A 20,327-nucleotide genomic window follows, 5' to 3' on the forward strand; every position below is an offset into this window, starting at 1 on the left:
GATCCGGGATGAAAAATGAGATGTTGAGCGTGGCCGAGGCCGCCGCGCGGATCGAGGCGGGTGACGTCATGGTCGTGGCGGGGGACGAGGCGCTTCTGGCGCAGCTCCCGAGCGGCAAATGGATCGGCGGCACCACCGTTTATTTCGTCACCGAAGAGGGCGGGGCGGTCGTGCGCGACAAGCTGTTCTGCACCCGGTTCGAGCGGGCGACGGGCGCGGTGCCGCGATGGATCGACGTGGGCGATCTGCCGAAGATTTCCGAAGGCTACGCCGAGAATGGCTTCACCATGATCATGATCCCCGCCTTCTCGGTGGCGCATTCCGACTTCGCGGTGGAGGGGCAGGGCTATCCCGGTCTCTTCGATCAGCCGCTGGCGGGCTGGATCACCGGCGTGCATCTCGACGAGCTGGGCAAACGCGCGCCGAAGGTGTTCGACGGCGCGACGGGCGTGTCGCATGACGAAGGGGCGGTGCTGCTGCATGTCGCGCTGCCCGATGGCGTCGCGGCCGATCTCGACATCCTCAATATCTTCGCCCAAGGCGAGGCTGAGGCGTTGACCTTCACCTTCCCGAAGGCAGGGTTCGAAGCCGAGACGGTGATGGTCGAGGGGCAAGAGGTCAATCTCGCTCGCTACATCGCCGAGCATGAGCTCGACACGCGCCTGCCGCTGGTCGCAAATTACGCAGGCACGCTCGTCAACGTCTCGATCCAGGAGGTCGATGCCGAGGCCGGCAAGGTGAAATTCTACGCCCCCGTTGTCGAAGGGGTCGAATACCGTCTGGCGCAGGCGCTGGGCTCCTACGCGCAGGCCTTCGCTGAAGGCGCGGGGGGCAAAGGCGCCAACGAATATTCGTGCAACTGTATCCTGAACTATCTCTATGGCGAGCTGGAAGGACAGCGGACCGGCGGCTTCACCGGCCCCGTCACGTTCGGCGAGATCGCCTATATCCTGCTCAACCAGACCCTCGTGCGCATGGAGCTTCATGAGGGCGATGCCGCCGCCTGACGGGTGGGGCGCAGCCAGTCGTGGCCCTTAGAGTCGTGCCCTCTCTGAGCGGGATGACATAGCAAAAGCGCGCGCCGGTTGGGCGCGCGCCTGAAACTCTCCGCGCGAGTTAGACCCGCACGCATCACGGATCAGACGTTGAGCTGATAGGTGATCGGATGGAAGTGGAAGCCGGTGTCCAGCGCCTCGAGATGGCCGACGCCGGGGAAGGGCATGTGATAGCCGATGAAGGCCAGCTTGTCGGCGGCGACACGGCCCAGAAGCTCTTTGCGGGTCTTCGCGGCCATCTCCTTGTCCATGTCGTATTTCACTTCCCAATCGGGACGCTGAAGCGACCAGACATAGTGGTTCGACGTATCGGCGGCGAGCATCAGCCCCTTGCCACCCGACTCCACCATGAAGGCCATATGGCCCGGCGTGTGGCCGAAGGCCTCGACCGCCGAGATGCCGGAGACGACCGAATCGCCGCCCTTGAGGTAGCTCATCTTCTCGGCCAGCGGACGGACCTTGGCCTCGAACGTGTCGTTGCCCGCATTCGACCAGTGGTCGAATTCTTTCTGCCCGGTGATATAGGCGGCATTGGCGAAGGTCTCTCCGCCATCGCCCATCAGCCCGCCGATGTGGTCGCCATGCATATGGGTGATCACGACATGGGTGATCTCCTCGGGCGCGTGCCCGGCTGAAGCAAGCGCCGAGGTGATGCCATCGGGCGACAGGCCGGTGTCGAAGAGGATTTTCTCCGACCCGGTCTCGATCAGCGTGGGGGTGAAGAAATTCAGCGATTTGTCGGCGGGAATATAGGCGGCTTCCGAGACGGCCGCGAAGTCCTCGGGGCTGGCATTCATGCCGAAGATCGTCTGCGGGTTTTCCAGTTCGCGCGATCCGGCGAGCAGCGTGGTGATCGTCAGGTCGCCCATCTGCATCCGACGATAGCGCGGGATCGCGGGCGGGGCTTCGTTCGAACTTTGCGCGGCGGCGCCGGTCCCGGTCAGAAGCGCGGGGGCGGCGGGCAGGAAAGCGGCGGTTTTCAGGGCAGTACGGCGGGTCATGAAGGTCCTGGTCATCGGGTCTCTCCCTCTCGATGGTTGATCTTCGCAGGTCGAAGTCTAGCGCATCGCGCCGCTTCCACTAAGTCGTGAACGTTGCGTGAGCCGCTTCGGTTCACTCCCACCAGCGATCGATCGACGAAATATCCGCGTCGGACCACCCAAGGTGATGCGCCAGTTCATGCACGAAAATATGGGTGACGAGGGACCCGAGGGGCTCGTTGCCGCGCGAGACCCACTCGTCGAGGATCGGGCGGCGGAAGAGCCAGATCACATCCGGATGGCCGCCGGGGTCCATCACGGATTTCTCGGTCAGCGGGATACCGTCATAGAGCCCGGTCAGCTCGAACGGGTCCTCGATGCCGAGATCGGCAAGCATTGCCTCGGAGGCAAAGTCTTCCACCCGGATCGCGACGCCCTGCGCGGCGCGGGCGAATTCCGGCGGAAGCGCCGCGCGTGCGGCCTCGGCCAGCGCCTCGATCTCCTCGATGCCCGGCGCCATGACCTCCGCCCAGTCGTAACCCTCGCTCATCGCCCCCTCCAAGCCGCTCTGCACGCGCCGCATAGCCCCTCATATGGACAAACGGGCCGCCTTGTGAAAGAGCAGGCGCCAACAGGAGTTTGCCCAGATGACCACCGTTACCCGTTTCGCCCCGTCGCCCACCGGCTATATCCATGTCGGCAACCTGCGCACCGCGCTGATGAATTACCTGATCGCCCGCAAGACCGGCGGTCAATTCATCCTGCGCCTCGACGATACCGATCAGGAGCGTTCGAAGCAGGAATATATCGACGCGCTGAAGCAGGACCTCGAATGGCTCGGCATCGAATGGGACCGGGAGGAGCGCCAGTCGCTGCGTCTGGACCGCTATGCCGAGGTGGCCGAGAAGCTGAAGGCCGACGGTAAGCTTTATGAATGTTTCGAGAGCCCGACCGAGCTGGACCTCAAGCGCAAGAAGCAGCTCAACATGGGCAAGCCGCCGGTCTATGACCGCGCGTCGATGCATCTGTCGGATGCCGAAAAAGACGCGATGCGCGCGGAAGGCAAGGAAGGTTACTGGCGCTTCAAGCTGGAACTCGAACGGATCGAGTGGAAGGACGGCATCCTCGGCGATCTGTCGATCGACGCGGCCAGCGTGTCCGATCCGGTGCTGATCAAGGCCTCGGGGCAGGTGCTTTACACCTTCGCCTCGCCGGTCGATGACGCGGATATGGGCATCACCCATATCGTGCGCGGCGGCGACCACGTCACCAACACCGCGACGCAGATCCAGATCATCGAGGCCATCGGCGGCAAGGTTCCGAGTTTCGCGCACCATTCGCTGCTGACCGGCCCGCAGGGCGAAGAACTGTCGAAGCGCCTTGGCGCGCTCTCGATCCGCGATCTGCGCGCCGAAGGGATCGCCCCCGAGGCGTTGCTGTCGATGATGGCGCGTCTGGGCTCGAGCCAGCCGATCGAGCTGAAGATGTCGATCGACGAACTGGCCGACGGGTTCGATCTGAACCATTTCGGCTCGGCGCCGACGAAATTCGACCCGGCGGACCTGATCCCGCTGACCCGCGCGCGCAACCAGCAGCTGCCGTTCTCGGCCGTGGCGGATCGCATCGCGGAGCTCGGCATCCCCGAGGATCAGCGCGAGCGCTTCTGGAAGGTCGCCTCGCAGAATATCGACAAGCTCGACGATCTGAAGGGCTGGGCCGATCTGTGTCTGAACGGGGCGGAGCCGTCGATCGATGACGAAGATCGCGACTTCATCGCGCAGGCCATGACGATGCTGCCCGCGCCGCCCTATTCCGACACCACGTGGAAGGACTGGACCTCGGAGGTGAAAGAGGCGACCGGGCGCAAGGGCAAGGGGCTGTTCATGCCGCTGCGCAAGGCCGTGACCGGCATGGCGCACGGGCCCGATATGGGCGAGCTGATGCCGCTTCTGCACAAGGTTCCGGCGCGCGGCTGACGGCTCCGCCGCAGGCCTGCACAACCAATTCGAGAGGCGCGAGGGGTGAAACCCTCGCGCTTTTTGTTTGGGCAGTTCGCGACCTCGTGAGGTCGTTTTCGGCGACAAAGCGGCGCTTTTGGCGATTGGGGCTTGTCAGTTGCGCGCGGGCTCAGGTAATCGGGAGAAGTCGGATACGGGAGAATCCGGGGGAAACCTCGGTGCCGAAGGAGCAACCGCCCCGGTAAACTCTCAGGCAAAAGGACCGTGCCCGACGAAGGACTCTGGAGAGTGATGCTGCGTGCAATCGCGGCATCCGCCGAAGGGATAGCGATCTCAGGCGTCTGCATCGCAGGCACGGACAGAGGGGGCATCGGGCGAGCCGGAAGGCTCATGAATCGATGCCGGATCATCCGGCTGAAGGGGAGGCCGCGATGAGCGAGTTGAAACGCACACCGCTATACGATCTGCATGTTGAGCTGGGCGCCAAGATGGTGCCTTTCGCGGGCTACGAGATGCCCGTGCAATATCCGCTGGGCGTGATGAAAGAACACCTGCACACCCGCGCCAAGGCGGGGCTGTTCGATGTCAGCCACATGGGGCAGGTGATCGTGCCGGGCGAAGGCGCTGCCGAGGCGTTCGAGGCGCTGGTGCCGGTGAGCCTGATGGGCCTGAAAGAGGGCCGCCAGCGCTATGCGATGTTCACCGATGAGAATGGCGGCATTCTCGATGACCTGATGGTGGCGAACCGTGGCGATCATCTGTTCGTCGTGGTGAACGCGGCCTGCAAGGAGAACGACATCGCCCATATGCGGGCGCATCTGGAATCGGTCGAGGAGCTCACCGACCGCGCGCTGCTGGCGCTGCAAGGGCCTGCCGCAGAGGGCGTGCTCGAGGCTCTGGTGCCCGGCACCGCCAAGATGCGCTTCATGGATGTGGGCGTCTATCACTGGAACGGGGCGGAGCTTTGGATCTCGCGCTCGGGCTACACCGGTGAAGATGGCTACGAGATTTCTGTGCCCGCGGACCGCGCGGTGGAATTCGCCCGCAAGCTGCTCGCCGATGAGGCGGTGGAGCCGATCGGTCTGGGCGCGCGCGACAGCCTGCGGCTCGAAGCGGGGCTTTGCCTCTACGGCCACGATATCGACACCACCACGACCCCGGTCGAGGGCAACATCGCCTGGGCGATCCAGAAGGTGCGCCGCAAAGGGGGCGAGCGCGAAGGCGGCTTCCCCGGCGCGGATCGTATCCTGAGCGAATTGGAAAACGGCCCGAGCCGCCTGCGCCTCGGCCTGCGCCCCGAGGGTCGCGCGCCGATGCGCGAAGGCGTCGAGATTTTCGCCGAGGCCGAGGGTGGCGATCCGATCGGGCGCGTGACCTCGGGCGGTTTCGGCCCCTCGATCGAAGCGCCGATGGCGATGGCCTACCTGCCCGCGGGCACCGAGGAAGGCACCACTGTCTATGGCGAGGTGCGCGGCAAGCGTCTGCCCGCCAAGGTCGTGCCGATGCCCTTCCGCCCTGCAACCTACAAACGCTGAACAACCAATCGGGAGACGTTACATGAAATTCACCGAAGACCACGAATGGCTCAAAACTGAAGGCGACGTTGTGATCGTCGGCATCACCGGACACGCCTCCGAGCAACTTGGCGATGTCGTCTTCGTCGAACTGCCGGATGTCGGCGACACGGTCGAGAAGGGCGACGAAATCTGCGTGATCGAGTCGGTCAAGGCCGCCTCCGACATCCTCGCGCCGCTCGACGGCGAGATCGTCGCGATCAACGAGGATCTGGCCGACAATCCGGGCCTCGTGAACGAAGACCCGCTGGGCAAGGCGTGGTTCTTCAAGATGAAACTCACCGACGCTTCCGCGCTCGACGGCTTCATGGACGAGGCCGCTTACAAAGACTTCATCGGGTAATATCCATGACCTTCACCCCCACGACTTACGACAGTTACGATTTCGCCAATCGCCGCCATATCGGGCCCTCACCGGCCGAGATGGAGGAGATGCTCAAGGCCGTGGGGGCGCCGGACCTCGACGCGCTGATCGCCGAGACGGTGCCGAAAAGCATCCGTCAGGCCGAGCCGCTGGGCTGGGCGCCGCTGACCGAATACGGCCTCCTGCAGAAGATGGAAGGCGTCGCGAAGAAGAACCGCGTGATGACCAGCCTGATCGGGCAGGGCTATTACGGCACCGTCACGCCGCCCGCGATCCAGCGCAACATTCTGGAAAACCCGGCCTGGTACACGGCCTACACGCCCTATCAGCCCGAGATCGCGCAGGGCCGCCTTGAGGCGCTTCTGAACTTCCAGACGATGGTGTCGGACCTGACCGGCCTGCCGGTCGCCAATGCCTCGCTTCTGGACGAGGCGACGGCGGCGGCGGAAGCCATGGCGATGGCGCAGCGCGTGTCGAAGTCGAAGGCCACCGCCTTCTTCGTCGACGAGAACTGCCACCCGCAGACCATCGGCGTGATCCAGACCCGGGCCGAGCCGCTCGGAATCGAGGTGATCGTGGGCGCGCCCGAGACGCTTGAGGCCGAGAAGGTCTTCGGCGCGATCTTCCAATATCCGGGCACCTATGGCCATGTCCGCGACTTCACCGCCGAATGCGAGGCGCTCCATGCCGCGAAGGCCGTGGCCGTGGTCGCGACCGATCTTCTGGCGCTGTGCCTGCTCAAGGAGCCGGGCGCGATGGGCGCGGATATCGCGGTGGGCTCCGCGCAGCGATTTGGCGTGCCGATGGGCTATGGCGGCCCGCATGCGGCGTTCATGTCCTCCACCGACAAGATGAAGCGCGCGATGCCGGGCCGGATCGTCGGTGTGTCGATCGACAGTCACGGCAACCGTGCCTATCGCCTGAGCCTGCAGACCCGCGAGCAGCATATCCGCCGCGAGAAGGCGACCTCGAATGTCTGCACCGCGCAGGCGCTTCTGGCCGTCATGGCGAGCTTCTACGCGGTCTTCCACGGCCCCGTCGGCCTGCGCGCGATCTCGGAACGCGTGCACCTGCTGACCGTGCAGCTGGCCGAGGCGTTGAAAGCCGCCGGCGCCTTGGTCGAGCCCGCGAATTTCTACGACACGATCACCGTCGAGGTGGGCGTGGGCCAGCAGGGCATCCTCGCCGCCGCCCGTCATCGCGGGATCAACCTGCGCAAGGTGGGCCGCGACCGGGTCGGGATTTCGCTCGACGAGACCAGCGATCCGGGCGTGGTGGCCAAGGTGCTCGACGCGTTCGGGATCACCGAACCCGCCCCGGAAGCCAAGCAACCGGCAGTGCCGGATGCGCTGCTGCGCGAGAGCGACTACCTCACCCATCCGGTCTTCCACATGAACCGCGCCGAATCCGAGATGATGCGCTACATGCGCCGTCTGTCGGATCGTGACCTCGCGCTCGACCGCGCGATGATCCCGCTCGGCTCGTGCACGATGAAGCTCAACGCAGCCGCCGAGATGATGCCGCTGACCTGGCCGGAATTCGGCTCGCTGCACCCGTTCGTGCCGCTCGATCAGGCGCAGGGCTATGCGGAGATGATCGACGATCTGACCGCGAAGCTTTGCGAGATCACCGGCTATGACGCCTTCTCCATGCAGCCCAATTCGGGCGCGCAGGGGGAATATGCGGGGCTGTTGACCATCGCCGCCTATCACCGCGCGAATGGCGACGATCAGCGCGATGTCTGTCTGATCCCGATGTCGGCGCATGGCACGAACCCGGCCTCGGCGCATATGGCGGGGATGAAGGTCGTCGTGGTGAATTCCGCACCCAATGGCGACGTGGATCTGGAGGATTTCGAGGCCAAGGCGGCGGAGGCGGGCGACAAGCTCGCGGCCTGCATGATCACGTATCCCTCGACCCATGGCGTGTTCGAGGAGACGGTGAAGCGCATCTGCGACATCACCCACGAATATGGCGGTCAGGTCTATCTCGATGGCGCCAACCTCAACGCGCTGGTGGGGCTGGTGAAGCCGGGCGAGATCGGCTCGGATGTGAGCCACCTCAACCTGCACAAGACTTTCGCGATCCCGCATGGCGGCGGCGGTCCCGGCATGGGGCCGATCGGGGTGAAGTCGCACCTCGCGCCCTTCCTTCCGGGCCACCCCGAGACCGGCGGCGAAGAGGGGCCGGTGAGTGCCGCGCCCTATGGCTCGGCCTCGATCCTGCTGATCTCCTGGGCCTATATCCTGATGATGGGCGGGCCGGGCCTGACGCAGGCGACCCGCGTCGCGATCCTCGCCGCGAACTACATCGCCGCGAAGTTGAAAGAGGGCTACCCGATCCTCTTCATGGGCAACCGCGGACGTGTCGCGCATGAATGTATCATCGACACGCGGCCCTTCGCGGAGGTGGGCGTGACGGTGGACGATATCGCCAAGCGCCTGATGGATAACGGTTTCCATGCGCCCACGATGAGCTGGCCGGTCGCCGGCACGCTGATGGTGGAGCCCACCGAATCCGAGACCAAGGCCGAGATCGACCGCTTCATCACCGCGATGCTTTCGATCCGCGACGAGATCCGCGAGATCGAGGCGGGCGAGATCACGCCCGAGGACAGCCCGCTGCGCCATGCGCCGCATACGGTGGAAGACCTCGTGGCCGATTGGGACCGGAAATATACCCGCGAGCAGGGCTGTTTCCCGGCAGGCGCTTTCCGCGTCGACAAATACTGGCCGCCCGTGGGGCGGGTCGACAACGTCTTCGGCGACCGCAACCTGATTTGCACCTGCCCACCGGTCGAGAGCTACGCCGACGCGGCGGAGTAACCGCCAGCCAGAATGAAGAAAGGCCGGAGCATCGCGCTCCGGCCTTTCTCTTCTTCTCGATAAAAATATCCAGACGCGCCGTTTACTTTACCGGGTTGCGGTAGATCACGCGGCGCAGCGAGCCGGTTTTCGACCGCATCAGCATCGTCTCGGATTCGATATAGGTCGGCTCGCGCTTCACGCCCTTCACGATCGAGCCGTCGGTCACGCCCGTCGCGGCGAAGATCACGTCCGAGCGCACCATGTCGTCGCGCGCATAGACCTTGTCGAGATCGGTGATCCCGGCCTTCTTCGCACGGCCACGCTCGTCGTCGTTGCGGAACAACAGCTTGCCCCACATCTGGCCGCCCATGCATTTCAGCGCCGAGGCCGCCAGCACGCCCTCCGGCGCGCCGCCCGAGCCCATATACATGTCGATGCCGGTGAAATCGGGCTCGGCACAATGGATGACGCCCGCCACGTCGCCATCGGTGATCAGGCGGATCTTCGCACCGGTCTCGCGGACCTCGGCGATCATGTCCTCATGGCGCGGACGGTCGAGGATGCAGACCGCGATGTCCTTGGTCTCGACGCCCTGGGCCTTGGCCAGCGCCTGAACGCGCTCGGTCGGGGTCATGTCGAGCGAGACCACGTCTTTCTCGTAGCCCGGGCCGATGGCCAGCTTGTCCATGTAGACGTCGGGCGCGTGCAGCATCGTGCCGCGCGGCGCCATCGCGATCACGGTCAGCGCGTTGGGCATGTCCTTCGCGGTCAGCGTGGTGCCTTCCAGCGGGTCGAGCGCGATATCCACCTCGGGGCCTACGCCCTGGCCGACTTCCTCGCCGATAAAGAGCATCGGCGCCTCGTCGCGCTCGCCTTCCCCGATGACCACGGTGCCGCGGATTTCCAGCTTGTTGAGCTGATCGCGCATCGCGTTCACCGCCGCCTGGTCGGCAGCCTTCTCGTCGCCGCGACCGATCAGGTCGGCGGAGGCATGAGCAGCCGCTTCCGACACGCGGGCGAGGCCCAGCGAAAGCATGCGGTCGTTGAAATCACTCGGAGGGGTCATTTGGGTCTTCCTGTCTGCCTAGGCGTTGTGGGCCGGGCATAGGTAAAGCCTGTGGGGGCACGAAGGGCAACCCCGTGAACGCTAACAGGAGGGGCCAGCTGCTATTGCGGTGAAAAATGGCACGCAATGCGGGGGTTGGGGCCGCTCAAGGTCGCGAAAATAGGCGGCGGATTAACCGCGGCAAGGGGCCGGGGACGCTTCGTCGCGCCGCCCGGCGAATAGTCGCGGTCGGAATGGCGGTGCCCGGCGGGAAAGGGACGAGCGCTGCGGGCCTTTCAGACCTCTTCGATGCGGATCGCGATCGGCTCGCCCTCGACCACGCGGGTCGCGGGCAGGGCGTTGATCGCGGCGTCGACTGCGTCGCGCGTCGTCTTGTGGGTGACGATCAGCACCGGGGCCGAGGTGTCGGCATGGCCGTATTGGCGCATCCGGCTGATCGAGACGCCCGCCTCGCCCAGAACGGTCGCGACCTTCGCCAGCGCGCCGGGTTTGTCCGACAGCTGCAGGCGCAGGTAATAGGGCGCGGGGATTGCGGTGACGGCGGGGGTGGGGGCCTCGAGCTTGTCGGCGGGCTGGCCGAAGACCGGCAGCCGCAACCCGCGTGCGAGGTCCATCACATCGCCCATCACGGCGCTCGCGGTCGGGCCTTCGCCCGCGCCCGCGCCACGCAGCACGATCTGGCCGACCGAGTCGCCTTCCAGAACGGTCATGTTGGTGCCGCCGGTCAGCTGACCCAGCGGCGAGGTGGCGGGCACGAGACAGGGCGTCATCCGCTGCTCCAGCCCGCGGCCGGTCATCTGCGCAACGCCCAGGAGCTTGATCTTGTAGCCCATATCGCCCGCGCGGCGGATATCGTCGATCGAGATGCGCCCGATCCCTTCCAGCGTCACGTCGTCGAAAGCGACCTGCGTGCCGAAGGCGATGGAAGCGAGGATGGCGAGCTTGTGGCCCGCGTCGATCCCGCCCACGTCGAGGTTCGGATCGGCCTCGAGATAGCCAAGCGCGCGCGCCTCTTCGAAGACCGTGTCATAGGGCAGGCCCGCATCTTCCATCCGTGTCAGGATGTAGTTGCAGGTGCCGTTCATCACGCCCATCACGCGGCGGATGCCGTTGCCCGCAAGCCCTTCGGTCAGCGTCTTGATGACCGGGATGCCGCCCGCGACGGCGGCCTCATAGCGGATCGTGCGGCCGAGGCTCTCGGCGAGTTCCGCGAGCGCCTGACCGTGATGCGCGAGCAGCGCCTTGTTCGCGGTCACCACGTCCTTGCCCGCTTTCAGCGCGGCTTCGGTGGCGTCCTTCGCGGGGCCTTCATGGCCGCCCATCAGCTCGACGAAGACGTCGATATCGTCGCGCTGCGCGAGCGTGACCGCATCGTCTTCCCATGCATAGCTCGACAGGTCCGCATCGCGGTTCTTGGTGCGGTCGCGGGCCGAGACGGCGGTGATTTCGACCGGACGGCCCGCGCGGGCCGCCAGCAGATCGGCATGACGTTGCACGATCTTCACCACACCGATGCCCACGGTGCCGAGACCCGCGATGCCAAGACGCAAGGGTGCGGTATCTGAGACGGCGGACATAGGGACCTCATGAGCGAAACTTGGTGGTTTGCGCCCTGTTAGCGGGAAAGCGCAGGCAGGGCAACGCGGCGTGCGGCTTCAACCGCTCTATGGCGAGATTTTATTGGCTGCGCATCGCGTCTGCGCGGGTGCGCAACGCATCGGCGCGCGCCTCCAGCTCGGGGGCCGGATCGGGGGTGAGCGGCTGATCGGTTAGGATCTCGTCCATCGGCAGCAGCGTCGGATAGCCCTCCATCGACTGCTTCGAGCAGGCGGCGAGCGAGGCCAGCAGGGCAAACAGGGCGATCAGGGCAGGGGCGCGCATGGTCTCTCCTCTCGGGACGGGGTCAAACTATTGCGCCCACGGCCCCATTGCCAGTGCCGATTGCGCCGCAAATCGGGTTTGATAATGAACGCCCGTTCAGTTAGCGTCGGTATCATGGCACGCAAGACTGGCTCCCATTCCGAGATTACCGGCCCGAAGATCCGCGCCGAGGCGCAAAGGCTCTTTGCGCGGCACGGGTTTGCCGCTGTCTCGATGCGCCAGATCGCAGGCGCGGTGGGGGTGCAGGCGGGGGCTCTCTACCTCTATACGCCCGACAAAGAGGCGCTGCTGTTCGACCTGCTGAAGACCCATATGGATGAGCTGATCGCCGCGTGGCACGCCGAGCCCGGCGGCGGCGACGCCCATGCACGGCTGGAGCGTTTCGTGCGGTTCCACATTCGCTTCAACCTCGAGCGGGCGGAGGCGGTGTTTCTCAGTTACATGGAGCTGCGCAACCTGAGCCCGGAGAATTTCGCGGTGATCGAGGGGCTGCGCAAGACCTACGAGACCGAGCTGGAAGCGATCCTGAAAGCCGGGCAGGAAGAAGGCGTCTTCCTGATCCCTGACACCAAGCTCGCGACGATGGCGATCATCGCGATGCTGACCGGCGTGAATACATGGTTCCGCGAAGGCGGACGTCTGAGCCGCGCCACCGTCGCCGATATCTACTGGGATATGGTGCGCAAATCGGTGGGCGCCTGAGCTAAGGAAAAGGGCGACCGAAGCCGCCCTGTATCTCTGTGATGAATTGCTTAACGCGACTTAGCCGGGCTGAGCCTCCTGCGGCGGCGGCTCCAGCACCGGTGCTGCCGGCGGATTCGGCCGATCGAATTGCAGGCTGTGAATGCCGCCGAAGCCTTCCCAGCCGCCTTGGAAGAACAGATCGCCGCCGACGGTCCAATGCTCGCCCATCAGCCCGCCCGTGCCGAACCAGCCGCGGCTACCATAGCCCATGCCCAGCTCCGCCATGGCATTGTCCTGACCGGCGACCCCCGTCAGCTTGATCTTGCCCTGCACCGGTCCCGGACCCATGCCGAGATGGAGCGACAGCTTCGCCCCGTTAATGTCGCCATTCGGATCGAGGTCGTAATTCATCGCGCCGAATACCCCTTCGAGGCCGCTCGCGCCCGGGCCGAACGTCCAGTTCAGACCCACAAAGCCCTTGGTATCATTCGCTACGGCTGCGCTTGCGAGGCAAGCGGTCACCGCGGCAATCGTCATCATGCGTTTCATGGCACCCTCCACACTTGGTGTTAACGCTGAGTTAACCCTCACGCGGAAATTCACATGACGCAATGATTTGTGTCACTTGCGGTGGATTTCCTCAGCGCTGTGTCAGGCGCGCAGCGCGGCCAGCGCCTCGGTCAGATCGAGCGCCCCGTCATAGATCGCCCGCCCCGAGATCGCGCCCGCGATCACGCCCGTGTCGCGCAGGGCGATCAGGTCGGGCAGGGACGACACGCCACCGCTCGCGATCACCGGGATTTCGACCGCGCGGGCCAGTGCCTCGGTTGCGGCGATATTCGGCCCGCCCATCGCGCCGTCGCGCATGATGTCGGTGTAGATGATCGCGGCGACGCCCGCGTCCTCGAAGGATTTCGCCAGATCGGTGACCATCACATCGGTCTCTTCCGCCCAGCCCTTGGTCGCGACTTTGCCGTTACGCGCGTCGATCCCGACGGCCACCTGTCCGGGGAAGGCTTTCGCCGCCTCGCGCACCAGATCGGGGTTCTCGACCGCGACGGTGCCGAGGATCACCCGCGCCAGCCCTTTGTCCAGCCAACGCTCGATCGTCGCCATGTCGCGGATGCCGCCACCCAACTGCGCGGGGACCTTGATGCGCGACAGGATCGCCTCGACGGCGGCCGCATTCACCGGCTCGCCCGCGAAGGCACCGTTGAGGTCCACCAGATGCACCCATTCGCAGCCCGCCGCCTCGAACTTGGCCGCCTGCGCTGCCGGGTCGTCGCCGAAGACCGTGGCCTTGTCCATCTCGCCATGCAGCAGACGCACACATTGGCCATCCTTGAGGTCGATTGCGGGGTAGAGGATCATCTGTGGGCACTCCTGAACTGTCGCGATGCCTCTTGCCACGGGTTCGCGGATTTTCCAAGCCTGACGCGGACGTCACGTCAGTCTTGCCGGGAATCGCTCTTGCATGGCCTGATGTGGCCAGCAGGCAAAAGGGAGGAGATTTGCCATGAAGACTTTGATGATCGCCGCAGCGACTCTGGCACTGGGCGCAGGCGCGGCACTGGCCGACCCGATCGAGGGCACTTGGAAGACGCAGCCCGATGACGGCTCCTATGCTTATGTGGACATCGCACCCTGCGGGGCGAAGTTCTGCGGCACCATCGTGAAGACCTTCAAGGATGGCGGCGAATACAAGTCGGAGAACCTCGGCAAGCAGCTCGTGATCGGGATGGAGCCGAAGGGCAACAACAAATACCAGGGCAAGGTCTGGCGCCCGTCCAACAACAAGATCTACCTCGGCAAGGTCACCGTGAACGGCAATGCGATGGCGCTGGCCGGTTGCGTGGCGGGCGGCCTGTTCTGCAAGTCGCAGGACTGGCAGCGCGTGAAGTGATGTATTCCCCGGCCCCTGCGAGGACGCGGCGGGCCGGGCGACCTCGCCAGAGTTACTCCGGGATCAGGTCTGCGTAGGCGAACCCGTCGCGCATCACCGTCTCGCCCGTCCGCACCGGGATCGGCGCGTCGAAGATCGGGCCCGCGCTGACGGCGGTGTGAAACTCGCCATTCTCGCCGCAGGGATCGACGCCTTCGGGCAGATCGGCCAGCAGGCTTTCATCGAACCGCCGCCCCGCGAAGCTGGGGTCGAGCTTGCTCGGATCCACGGTTACCAGATGGGTCACGAACCCCGCCGCGATCATCTCGCGCGCCAGCTGATCCGTCGGGCGCTGCCAGAGCGGGAAGCTCGCCTCGACGCCCAGCGGTTTCAGCTTCTCGATCCGGTAATCGCGCACGTCCTCGAGGAAGAGATCGCCAAAGACCATCGTCTCGACGCCAAGCGCCTTCACCTGATCCATGGCAGAGGCCATCCGCGCCTCGTAATCCGCGTTCGAGCAGGGCCAGGGCAGCGGCACCTCGATCAGCGGCAGGCCCGCGGCTTCGGCCTGACGGCGCAGCAACTCATTGCGCGTGCCGTGCATCGCGACCCGGTCGAAAGCCTCGTTGGTCGTCGACAGCAGCGCCACGACATCCGCGTGACCTTCGGTCCGGCAGGCATGCAGCGCCATCGCGCAATCCTTGCCCGAGGACCACGAGAGAACCGCCTTGGGCGCCATCAGGGTTTCCAGCCGAGGAAATTCGCGATCAGTCGCAGACCGGTGGCCTGAGATTTTTCCGGGTGGAACTGGGTGCCCACGATATTGTCGCGCCCCACGATCGCGGTGATCTCGGCCCCGTATTCGGCATAGGCCAGACGGTGCTGCGGCTCGGCCACCTTGAAATGGTAGCTATGCACGAAATAGGCGTGATCGCCGGTCGAAATCCCGTCGAGCACGGCGTGATCGTTGTCGATCACCAGATCGTTCCAGCCCATATGCGGGACCTTCATCGACGGATCGGCGGGCTCGATCTTCACCACCTCGCCGGGGATCCAGCCGAAACCCTCGGTCTCGCGGAACTCGAGCCCGCGCGTCGCCAGCATCTGCATGCCGATGCAGATCCCGAGGAAGGGGCGGCCCTTCACGGTCACCGCTTCCTCGATCGCCTGCGCCAGCCCCTCGAAGCGATAGAGCGCCGCGCTGCAGGACGGAAACGCCCCGTCGCCCGGCAGCACGATCCGGTCGGCGCGCGCGACGACGTCGGGCTCCGAGGTCACGACGATCGTGCCGTGACCCGTCTCGTTCGCCATGCGCTGAAACGCCTTCTCGGCCGAGTGCAGGTTGCCCGAATCGTAATCGACCAGTGCCGTGAGCATCAAAGCGCCCCTTTGGTCGAGGGCAGCACGCCGCCCATGTGCGGATCGGGCTCGACCGCCATGCGCAGGGCGCGGGCGACCGATTTGAACGCGGCCTCGGCGATGTGATGGCTGTTGAAGCCATGCACGCGGTCGATATGCAGCGTGATCCCGCCATGGGTGGCGATCGCCTGGAAGAACTCGCGCACCAGTTCGGTGTCGAACGTGCCGATCTTCTGGGAGGGCATGTCGCAATTCCACACGAAGAAGGGGCGCGCGGACAGGTCCAGCGCGCATTGCACCTGCGTGTCATCCATCGCCAGCGCGAAATGGCCGTAACGGCGGATGCCGCGCTTGTCGCCAAGCGCCTGCACCAGCGCCTGACCCAGCGCGATCCCGGTATCCTCGACCGTGTGGTGATCGTCGATATGCAGATCGCCCTTCGCGCGCACGGTCATGTCGATCAGCGAATGCCGTGCGAGCTGATCGAGCATGTGGTCGAAGAAGCCCACGCCCGTCTTGTTGTCATACTGACCGGTGCCATCGAGATCGATCTCGACGCTGATCTCGGTCTCGGCGGTCTTGCGGCTGATCGTGGCTTTGCGCATGGGGCGCCTCCTTGAAACTCACCGCCTTATAGGCCGGGGCAGGGGGCGCGCTCAAGCGGGGGCATGTCGATTGCCGGGCAGTGGGGCGGAAAAACAAAAGCCCCCCCCGAAGGGAGGCTTTTTTGTATTGGAGCGGGCGAGGCGATTCGAACGCCCGACCCTAACCTTGGCAAGGTTATGCTCTACCCCTGAGCTACGCCCGCATCCTTGGGTATTTGACCGAACTGGAGCGGGCGAGGCGATTCGAACGCCCGACCCTAACCTTGGCAAGGTTATGCTCTACCCCTGAGCTACGCCCGCGCCGGTTCGGTGGAGGCGGATTTAGGGGATAGCGGCGTAGGCTGCAAGAGGAAATTTTGCGCAAAGGGGAAAATTCCTGCCTGACGTTTCGGCAGGCGGCGCCGAGCCGCGTTGCAAGCATCTGGTGAGGCAAGAGGAGAGTGGGCCGGCGAGCTTGGGACGCGCCAATCGAGGGGGCTCTGCCCCCGCTGGCTGCGCCAGCCCCCCGGGATATTTGAGCCAAGCCGAAAACGAAAAATGCCCGACTCGATCCGCAGAAGGGCGGGCGAGCCGGGCCGTTTCGTCTTGGGCGGTCATCGGCGTCCCCGCCTGTTCCGCGAATCCTTGTTAACGCAGCTGTCGTTAAGACTTCGTTGCGTGCCTTCGACTTGGCAGAAATATCCCGGGGGGCGCGCGGAACGCGAGCGGGGGCAGAGCCCCCTCCACCCCTCGGGTCAGCTCAGCGCCCGCCAGCCGATATCGCGGCGGCAGAAGCCTTCGGGCCAGTCGATCGCGTCGATCATCGCATAGGCGCGATCGCGCGCTTCCTGCAGGCTCTCGCCGCGGGCTGTGACGTTGAGAACGCGACCGCCGCTCGCGACGACGTGTCCGTCTTTCTCGGAGGTGCCGGCATGGAAGACCATGCGCGTGCCATCCTCGGGCAAAGAGTCGAGCCCGCCGATCACCGAGCCTTTCTCATAGGCGCCGGGATAGCCCTGCGCGGCCATGACCACCGTCATCGCGTGATCGGGCGCCCATTGTGCCTGCACCTCGCCCAGACGCCCTTCCGCGCAGGCCAGCAGCAGGTCGAGCGCCTGCGCGCCCAGCCGCAGCATCAGTACCTGACATTCGGGATCGCCGAAGCGCACGTTATATTCCACGAGCCGCGGCTGGCCATCCTTGATCATCAGCCCGGCATAGAGCACGCCCTGGAACGGGGTGCCGCGCTTGGCCATCTCGGCCACGGTGGGGCGGATGATCTCGTCCATCGCCTTCGCCTCGATCTCGGGGCTCAGGATCGGGGCGGGGGAATAGGCCCCCATGCCGCCGGTGTTCGGGCCGGTATCGCCTTCGCCGACGCGCTTGTGATCCTGCGCACCGCCCACGGCCAGCACGTTCTCGCCATCGCACAGCACGAAAAGCGAGGCTTCCTCGCCCTCCATGAATTCCTCGATCACGACTTCCGCGCCCGCGCTTCCGAAGGCGCCGCCGAAGATCTCGTCGATGCCGTTGAATGCCTCATCGAGCGTCATTGCGACGATCACGCCCTTGCCGGCGGCAAGACCGTCTGCCTTGACCACGATCGGGGCGCCCTGTTCGCGGACATAGCCCTTCGCGCCTTCCGCGCTGGTGAAGCGGGCATAGGCTGCGGTGGGCGCGCCACAGGCGTCGCAAATCTCTTTGGTGAAGGCTTTCGAGGCTTCCAGCTTCGCGGCCTCCGCCGAGGGGCCGAAGGTCAGGATGTTCTGCGCGCGCAGCGCATCGGCCACGCCCGCAGCCAGCGGCGCTTCCGGCCCGATCACCACAAAATCGACCGCATTGGCCTCGCAGAGTTCCAGCACCGCCGCCGCATCACTCGGATCGATCGCCGCGCAATCGGCGATCTGCGCGATCCCGGCATTGCCCGGGGCCACGATCAGCCGGTCGCATTTCGGGTTTTGCTTGATCGCCCAAGCCAGCGCATGTTCGCGCCCGCCGCCGCCCAGAACCAGAATGTTCATCGCTCGCCCCCTTGGCCTTCGCTTTCCCGCCTTCTAAGCTGCGCGAAACCCTGAGGCAAGGCGCCCCGGACCAACGCTCAAGCAGGCAGTCATATGGACCTTCTCGACGACGAAAACGGCTCGAACGCGCATGACTATACGGTCTCCGAGATTTCGGGGGCGGTGAAACGCGTGATCGAGGGAGAATTCGGCCGCGTCCGGGTGCGCGGCGAAGTGGGCCGTGTGTCGATGCCGCGCTCGGGCCATATGTATTTCGATCTCAAGGACGACCGCTCTGTGATCGCCGCCGTCAGCTGGAAGGGGCAGGTGGCGAAAATGCAGGTCCGCCCCGAGGAGGGGATGGAGGTCATCGCCACGGGCCGGATGACGACCTTCGCGGGCCAGTCGAAATACCAGCTGATCGTCGACAATGTCGAACCGGCGGGCGCGGGCGCGCTGATGGCGATGCTGGAAGCGCGGCGCAAGGCGCTGGCCGCCGAGGGGCTGTTCGACGCGGGCCGCAAGAAGCCCATTCCGTGGCTGCCGCAGGTGATCGGCGTGGTGACCTCGCCCTCGGGGGCGGTGATCCGCGACATCCTGCACAGGCTCGCCGATCGCTTCCCGCGCCATGTACTGATCTGGCCGGTCGCGGTGCAGGGGCAGGCCTGCGCGCCGGAAGTGGCGCGCGCGGTGCGAGGCTTCAACGCGCTGGCGCCGGGCGGGGAGATCCCGCGTCCCGATTTGATCATCGTCGCGCGCGGCGGCGGCTCGATCGAGGACCTCTGGGGGTTCAACGACGAGGCCGTAGTCCGCGCCGTGGCCGAAAGCGACATCCCGGTGATCTCGGCGGTGGGCCACGAGACCGATACGACGCTGGTCGACCACGCGGCCGACCGGCGTGCGCCCACGCCCACGGCGGCGGCGGAAATGGCGGTGCCGGTGCGCGCCGAACTGGCCGCGTGGCTGTCGGAGGCGCAGACGCGGATGATGCGCGCGGCGCGCGGGCGGCTCGATCAGCGTGGCCAGCGGCTGCGCGATCTGGCCCGTGGGCTGGGCCGTCCCGAGGCGCTGACCCAACCGGCGCGGCAAAGCTTCGATCTCTGGGCCGAGCGGCTGGGGCCTGCACTGCGCACGCTGGTTCTGCGCAAGAATACCCGCTTCGCGCCGCTGGCTGCGCAGATCTCGCCGAACCTGCTGCGGCGCTTCATCCGGGATCGCTCGCGTGAGATCGAGGGGCTGTCGGCGCGGCTCGCGCCTGCGCCTGCGGCGCGGATGCGGCGCGCGACCCAGGATCACACGCAGCTTGCGCGGCGGCTGGATGCGGCGCGGGTGCGGATGATCGGCGATGCGCAGCGGCGCAACCGCGACGGCGCCGAGCGGCTGGCGGGGCTGGAAGCCCGGCTCGAGCGCTCCTTGCCCGCGCGGCTTGAGGCGCAGCGCGAACGGCTCGAACGGCTCGATCGGATGCGCCAGACGCTGGGCTATGCCGAGACGCTCAAGCGCGGCTATGCGGTGGTGCGCGGCCCCGACGGCGTGGTGACCTCGCAGGAGGTCGCGGAGAAACAGCCCGGCCTCGAGATCGAGTTCGCCGATGGCAAGCTCGCGGTGATCCCGGGCGGCGGCGGCAGTGCGACCGCGCCGAAGCCGAAGAAGAAAAAGCCCGATCCCGGCCCGTCTCAGGGCAGCCTGTTCTGAGGCTTAGACGCCCACATCCGGGCCCTGACAGATCAGCGGGTCGTGGCTTTCCGACAGGCTAACCAGCGGCTCCTGCGAGGGATCGCCCTTGAACTGCGCGACCAGCCCCTGCGCCGTGTCGTAGAAGGTCCAGCATTGCAGCGGCGCGTATTCGCCGTAATCGAAGCAGATATACTGCCCGTCCTGATACCAGTCGCCTTCCTTGCATTCGCTTTCGGTGAAGGCCCAGATCACCTTGTGGCCGGGCTTGTATTGCTCCGACCCGTAGGGCTGACCGAAGACCGAATAGGTGATGGTGCGCCCGACGGTGCGCTGATCGAATTGCTCCGCATTGAGCGGTGGGCCAAGCGGGTCGGCAGCCGCCGCCAGCGTCGGTATCAGGGCCAAGGCCGCGAGGGACAATGTCAGGATCGGGATCGGGCGCATGGGGGAGGCTCC

The 20,327-nt window shown here is 65.7% G+C and carries 20 protein-coding genes, 2 tRNA genes and 1 riboswitch; of the genes, 8 read left to right on the forward strand and 14 right to left on the reverse strand.

The features are described from left to right. The first annotated feature begins 8 nt into the window (after positions 1-8). Complete coding sequence (locus AXZ77_RS05375) at positions 9-1,007, forward strand: hypothetical protein (RefSeq protein ID WP_098410344.1); 999 nt, start codon at positions 9-11, stop codon at positions 1,005-1,007. Between the two features lie 131 nt (positions 1,008-1,138). Here the strand turns inward: AXZ77_RS05375 and AXZ77_RS05380 are convergent, their stop codons facing one another. Both AXZ77_RS05380 and AXZ77_RS05385 read right to left on the reverse strand, forming a co-directional pair. Then, positions 1,139-2,071, reverse strand: a complete 933-nt coding sequence (locus AXZ77_RS05380) for an MBL fold metallo-hydrolase (protein WP_098410345.1) — start codon at positions 2,069-2,071, stop codon at positions 1,139-1,141. Between the two features lie 97 nt (positions 2,072-2,168). Next, positions 2,169-2,585 (reverse strand): metallopeptidase family protein, encoded by a 417-nt coding sequence (locus AXZ77_RS05385; protein WP_078520024.1) that lies wholly within the window; start codon positions 2,583-2,585, stop codon positions 2,169-2,171. Positions 2,586-2,682: 97 nt separating this feature from the next. Here AXZ77_RS05385 and gltX point away from each other — a divergent pair, with 97 nt between their 5' ends. The 4 genes from gltX to gcvP all read left to right on the forward strand — a co-directional run bounded on the left by gltX (position 2,683) and on the right by gcvP (position 8,756). Beyond that, positions 2,683-4,011, forward strand: coding sequence for a glutamate--tRNA ligase (gene gltX, locus AXZ77_RS05390; RefSeq protein WP_098410346.1), 1,329 nt, complete (start codon positions 2,683-2,685; stop codon positions 4,009-4,011). A 166-nt stretch (positions 4,012-4,177) separates the two neighbouring features. After that, a riboswitch (glycine riboswitch) is annotated at positions 4,178-4,268 on the forward strand. A gap of 156 nt (positions 4,269-4,424) precedes the next feature. Beyond that, a complete protein-coding gene (gene gcvT / locus AXZ77_RS05395; protein ID WP_098412445.1) occupies positions 4,425-5,528 on the forward strand; it encodes a glycine cleavage system aminomethyltransferase GcvT in 1,104 nt (367 codons plus the stop codon). A gap of 22 nt (positions 5,529-5,550) precedes the next feature. Beyond that, positions 5,551-5,910, forward strand: coding sequence for a glycine cleavage system protein GcvH (gcvH, locus tag AXZ77_RS05400; RefSeq protein WP_098410347.1), 360 nt, complete (start codon positions 5,551-5,553; stop codon positions 5,908-5,910). A gap of 5 nt (positions 5,911-5,915) precedes the next feature. After that, complete coding sequence (gene gcvP / locus AXZ77_RS05405; protein ID WP_098410348.1) at positions 5,916-8,756, forward strand: aminomethyl-transferring glycine dehydrogenase; 2,841 nt, start codon at positions 5,916-5,918, stop codon at positions 8,754-8,756. A gap of 82 nt (positions 8,757-8,838) precedes the next feature. Here the strand turns inward: gcvP and glpX are convergent, their stop codons facing one another. From glpX to AXZ77_RS05420, 3 genes are all read right to left on the reverse strand, one after another. After that, positions 8,839-9,804: a class II fructose-bisphosphatase gene (gene glpX, locus AXZ77_RS05410; RefSeq protein WP_098410349.1), complete on the reverse strand. Its 966-nt coding sequence runs from the start codon at positions 9,802-9,804 to the stop codon at positions 8,839-8,841. Between the two features lie 275 nt (positions 9,805-10,079). Beyond that, positions 10,080-11,381 (reverse strand): homoserine dehydrogenase, encoded by a 1,302-nt coding sequence (locus tag AXZ77_RS05415; RefSeq protein WP_098410350.1) that lies wholly within the window; start codon positions 11,379-11,381, stop codon positions 10,080-10,082. Between the two features lie 100 nt (positions 11,382-11,481). After that, positions 11,482-11,685 carry a hypothetical protein gene (locus tag AXZ77_RS05420; RefSeq protein ID WP_098410351.1) on the reverse strand — a complete coding sequence of 68 codons (204 nt, stop codon included), beginning with the start codon at positions 11,683-11,685 and terminating at the stop codon, positions 11,482-11,484. Between the two features lie 114 nt (positions 11,686-11,799). Here AXZ77_RS05420 and AXZ77_RS05425 point away from each other — a divergent pair, with 114 nt between their 5' ends. Continuing rightward, on the forward strand, positions 11,800-12,387 hold the full coding sequence (locus tag AXZ77_RS05425; protein WP_098410352.1) for a TetR/AcrR family transcriptional regulator: 588 nt from the start codon (positions 11,800-11,802) through the stop codon (positions 12,385-12,387). A gap of 60 nt (positions 12,388-12,447) precedes the next feature. Here the strand turns inward: AXZ77_RS05425 and AXZ77_RS05430 are convergent, their stop codons facing one another. Next, positions 12,448-12,918, reverse strand: coding sequence for a hypothetical protein (locus AXZ77_RS05430; protein WP_098410353.1), 471 nt, complete (start codon positions 12,916-12,918; stop codon positions 12,448-12,450). 102 nt (positions 12,919-13,020) lie between these two features. Beyond that, positions 13,021-13,740 carry a 1-(5-phosphoribosyl)-5-[(5-phosphoribosylamino)methylideneamino]imidazole-4-carboxamide isomerase gene (hisA, locus tag AXZ77_RS05435; protein ID WP_075776131.1) on the reverse strand — a complete coding sequence of 240 codons (720 nt, stop codon included), beginning with the start codon at positions 13,738-13,740 and terminating at the stop codon, positions 13,021-13,023. A gap of 145 nt (positions 13,741-13,885) precedes the next feature. Here hisA and AXZ77_RS05440 point away from each other — a divergent pair, with 145 nt between their 5' ends. Then, on the forward strand, positions 13,886-14,272 hold the full coding sequence (locus AXZ77_RS05440) for a DUF2147 domain-containing protein (protein ID WP_098410354.1): 387 nt from the start codon (positions 13,886-13,888) through the stop codon (positions 14,270-14,272). Between the two features lie 52 nt (positions 14,273-14,324). Here AXZ77_RS05440 and AXZ77_RS05445 read toward each other — a convergent pair whose 3' ends face one another. From AXZ77_RS05445 to purD, 6 genes are all read right to left on the reverse strand, one after another. Further along, a complete protein-coding gene (locus AXZ77_RS05445; RefSeq protein ID WP_176535968.1) occupies positions 14,325-14,990 on the reverse strand; it encodes an adenine nucleotide alpha hydrolase in 666 nt (221 codons plus the stop codon). Beyond that, on the reverse strand, positions 14,990-15,628 hold the full coding sequence (gene hisH, locus AXZ77_RS05450; RefSeq protein WP_083079159.1) for an imidazole glycerol phosphate synthase subunit HisH: 639 nt from the start codon (positions 15,626-15,628) through the stop codon (positions 14,990-14,992). Before hisH ends, AXZ77_RS05445 begins: the two co-directional genes overlap by 1 nt. Continuing rightward, positions 15,628-16,215: an imidazoleglycerol-phosphate dehydratase HisB gene (gene hisB, locus AXZ77_RS05455; protein ID WP_098410356.1), complete on the reverse strand. Its 588-nt coding sequence runs from the start codon at positions 16,213-16,215 to the stop codon at positions 15,628-15,630. Before hisB ends, hisH begins: the two co-directional genes overlap by 1 nt. 128 nt (positions 16,216-16,343) lie before the next feature. Next, positions 16,344-16,418, reverse strand: a tRNA-Gly gene (locus AXZ77_RS05460). Positions 16,419-16,440: 22 nt separating this feature from the next. Further along, positions 16,441-16,515: transfer RNA gene (locus AXZ77_RS05465), tRNA-Gly, on the reverse strand. A 434-nt stretch (positions 16,516-16,949) separates the two neighbouring features. Further along, a complete protein-coding gene (gene purD, locus AXZ77_RS05470; protein ID WP_098410357.1) occupies positions 16,950-18,215 on the reverse strand; it encodes a phosphoribosylamine--glycine ligase in 1,266 nt (421 codons plus the stop codon). Positions 18,216-18,308: 93 nt separating this feature from the next. Between purD and xseA the strand changes: the two genes are divergently transcribed. Continuing rightward, positions 18,309-19,889 (forward strand): exodeoxyribonuclease VII large subunit, encoded by a 1,581-nt coding sequence (gene xseA, locus AXZ77_RS05475; protein WP_098410358.1) that lies wholly within the window; start codon positions 18,309-18,311, stop codon positions 19,887-19,889. Positions 19,890-19,892: 3 nt separating this feature from the next. On the opposite strand, the gene AXZ77_RS05480 is transcribed toward xseA, so the two are convergent. Further along, on the reverse strand, positions 19,893-20,315 hold the full coding sequence (locus tag AXZ77_RS05480) for a hypothetical protein (RefSeq protein ID WP_255266421.1): 423 nt from the start codon (positions 20,313-20,315) through the stop codon (positions 19,893-19,895). Between the last annotated feature and the right edge of the window lie 12 nt (positions 20,316-20,327).

Origin of the sequence: Thioclava sp. ES.031, from assembly GCF_002563775.1 — a bacterium.
Classification (GTDB): Bacteria; Pseudomonadota; Alphaproteobacteria; order Rhodobacterales; family Rhodobacteraceae; genus Thioclava.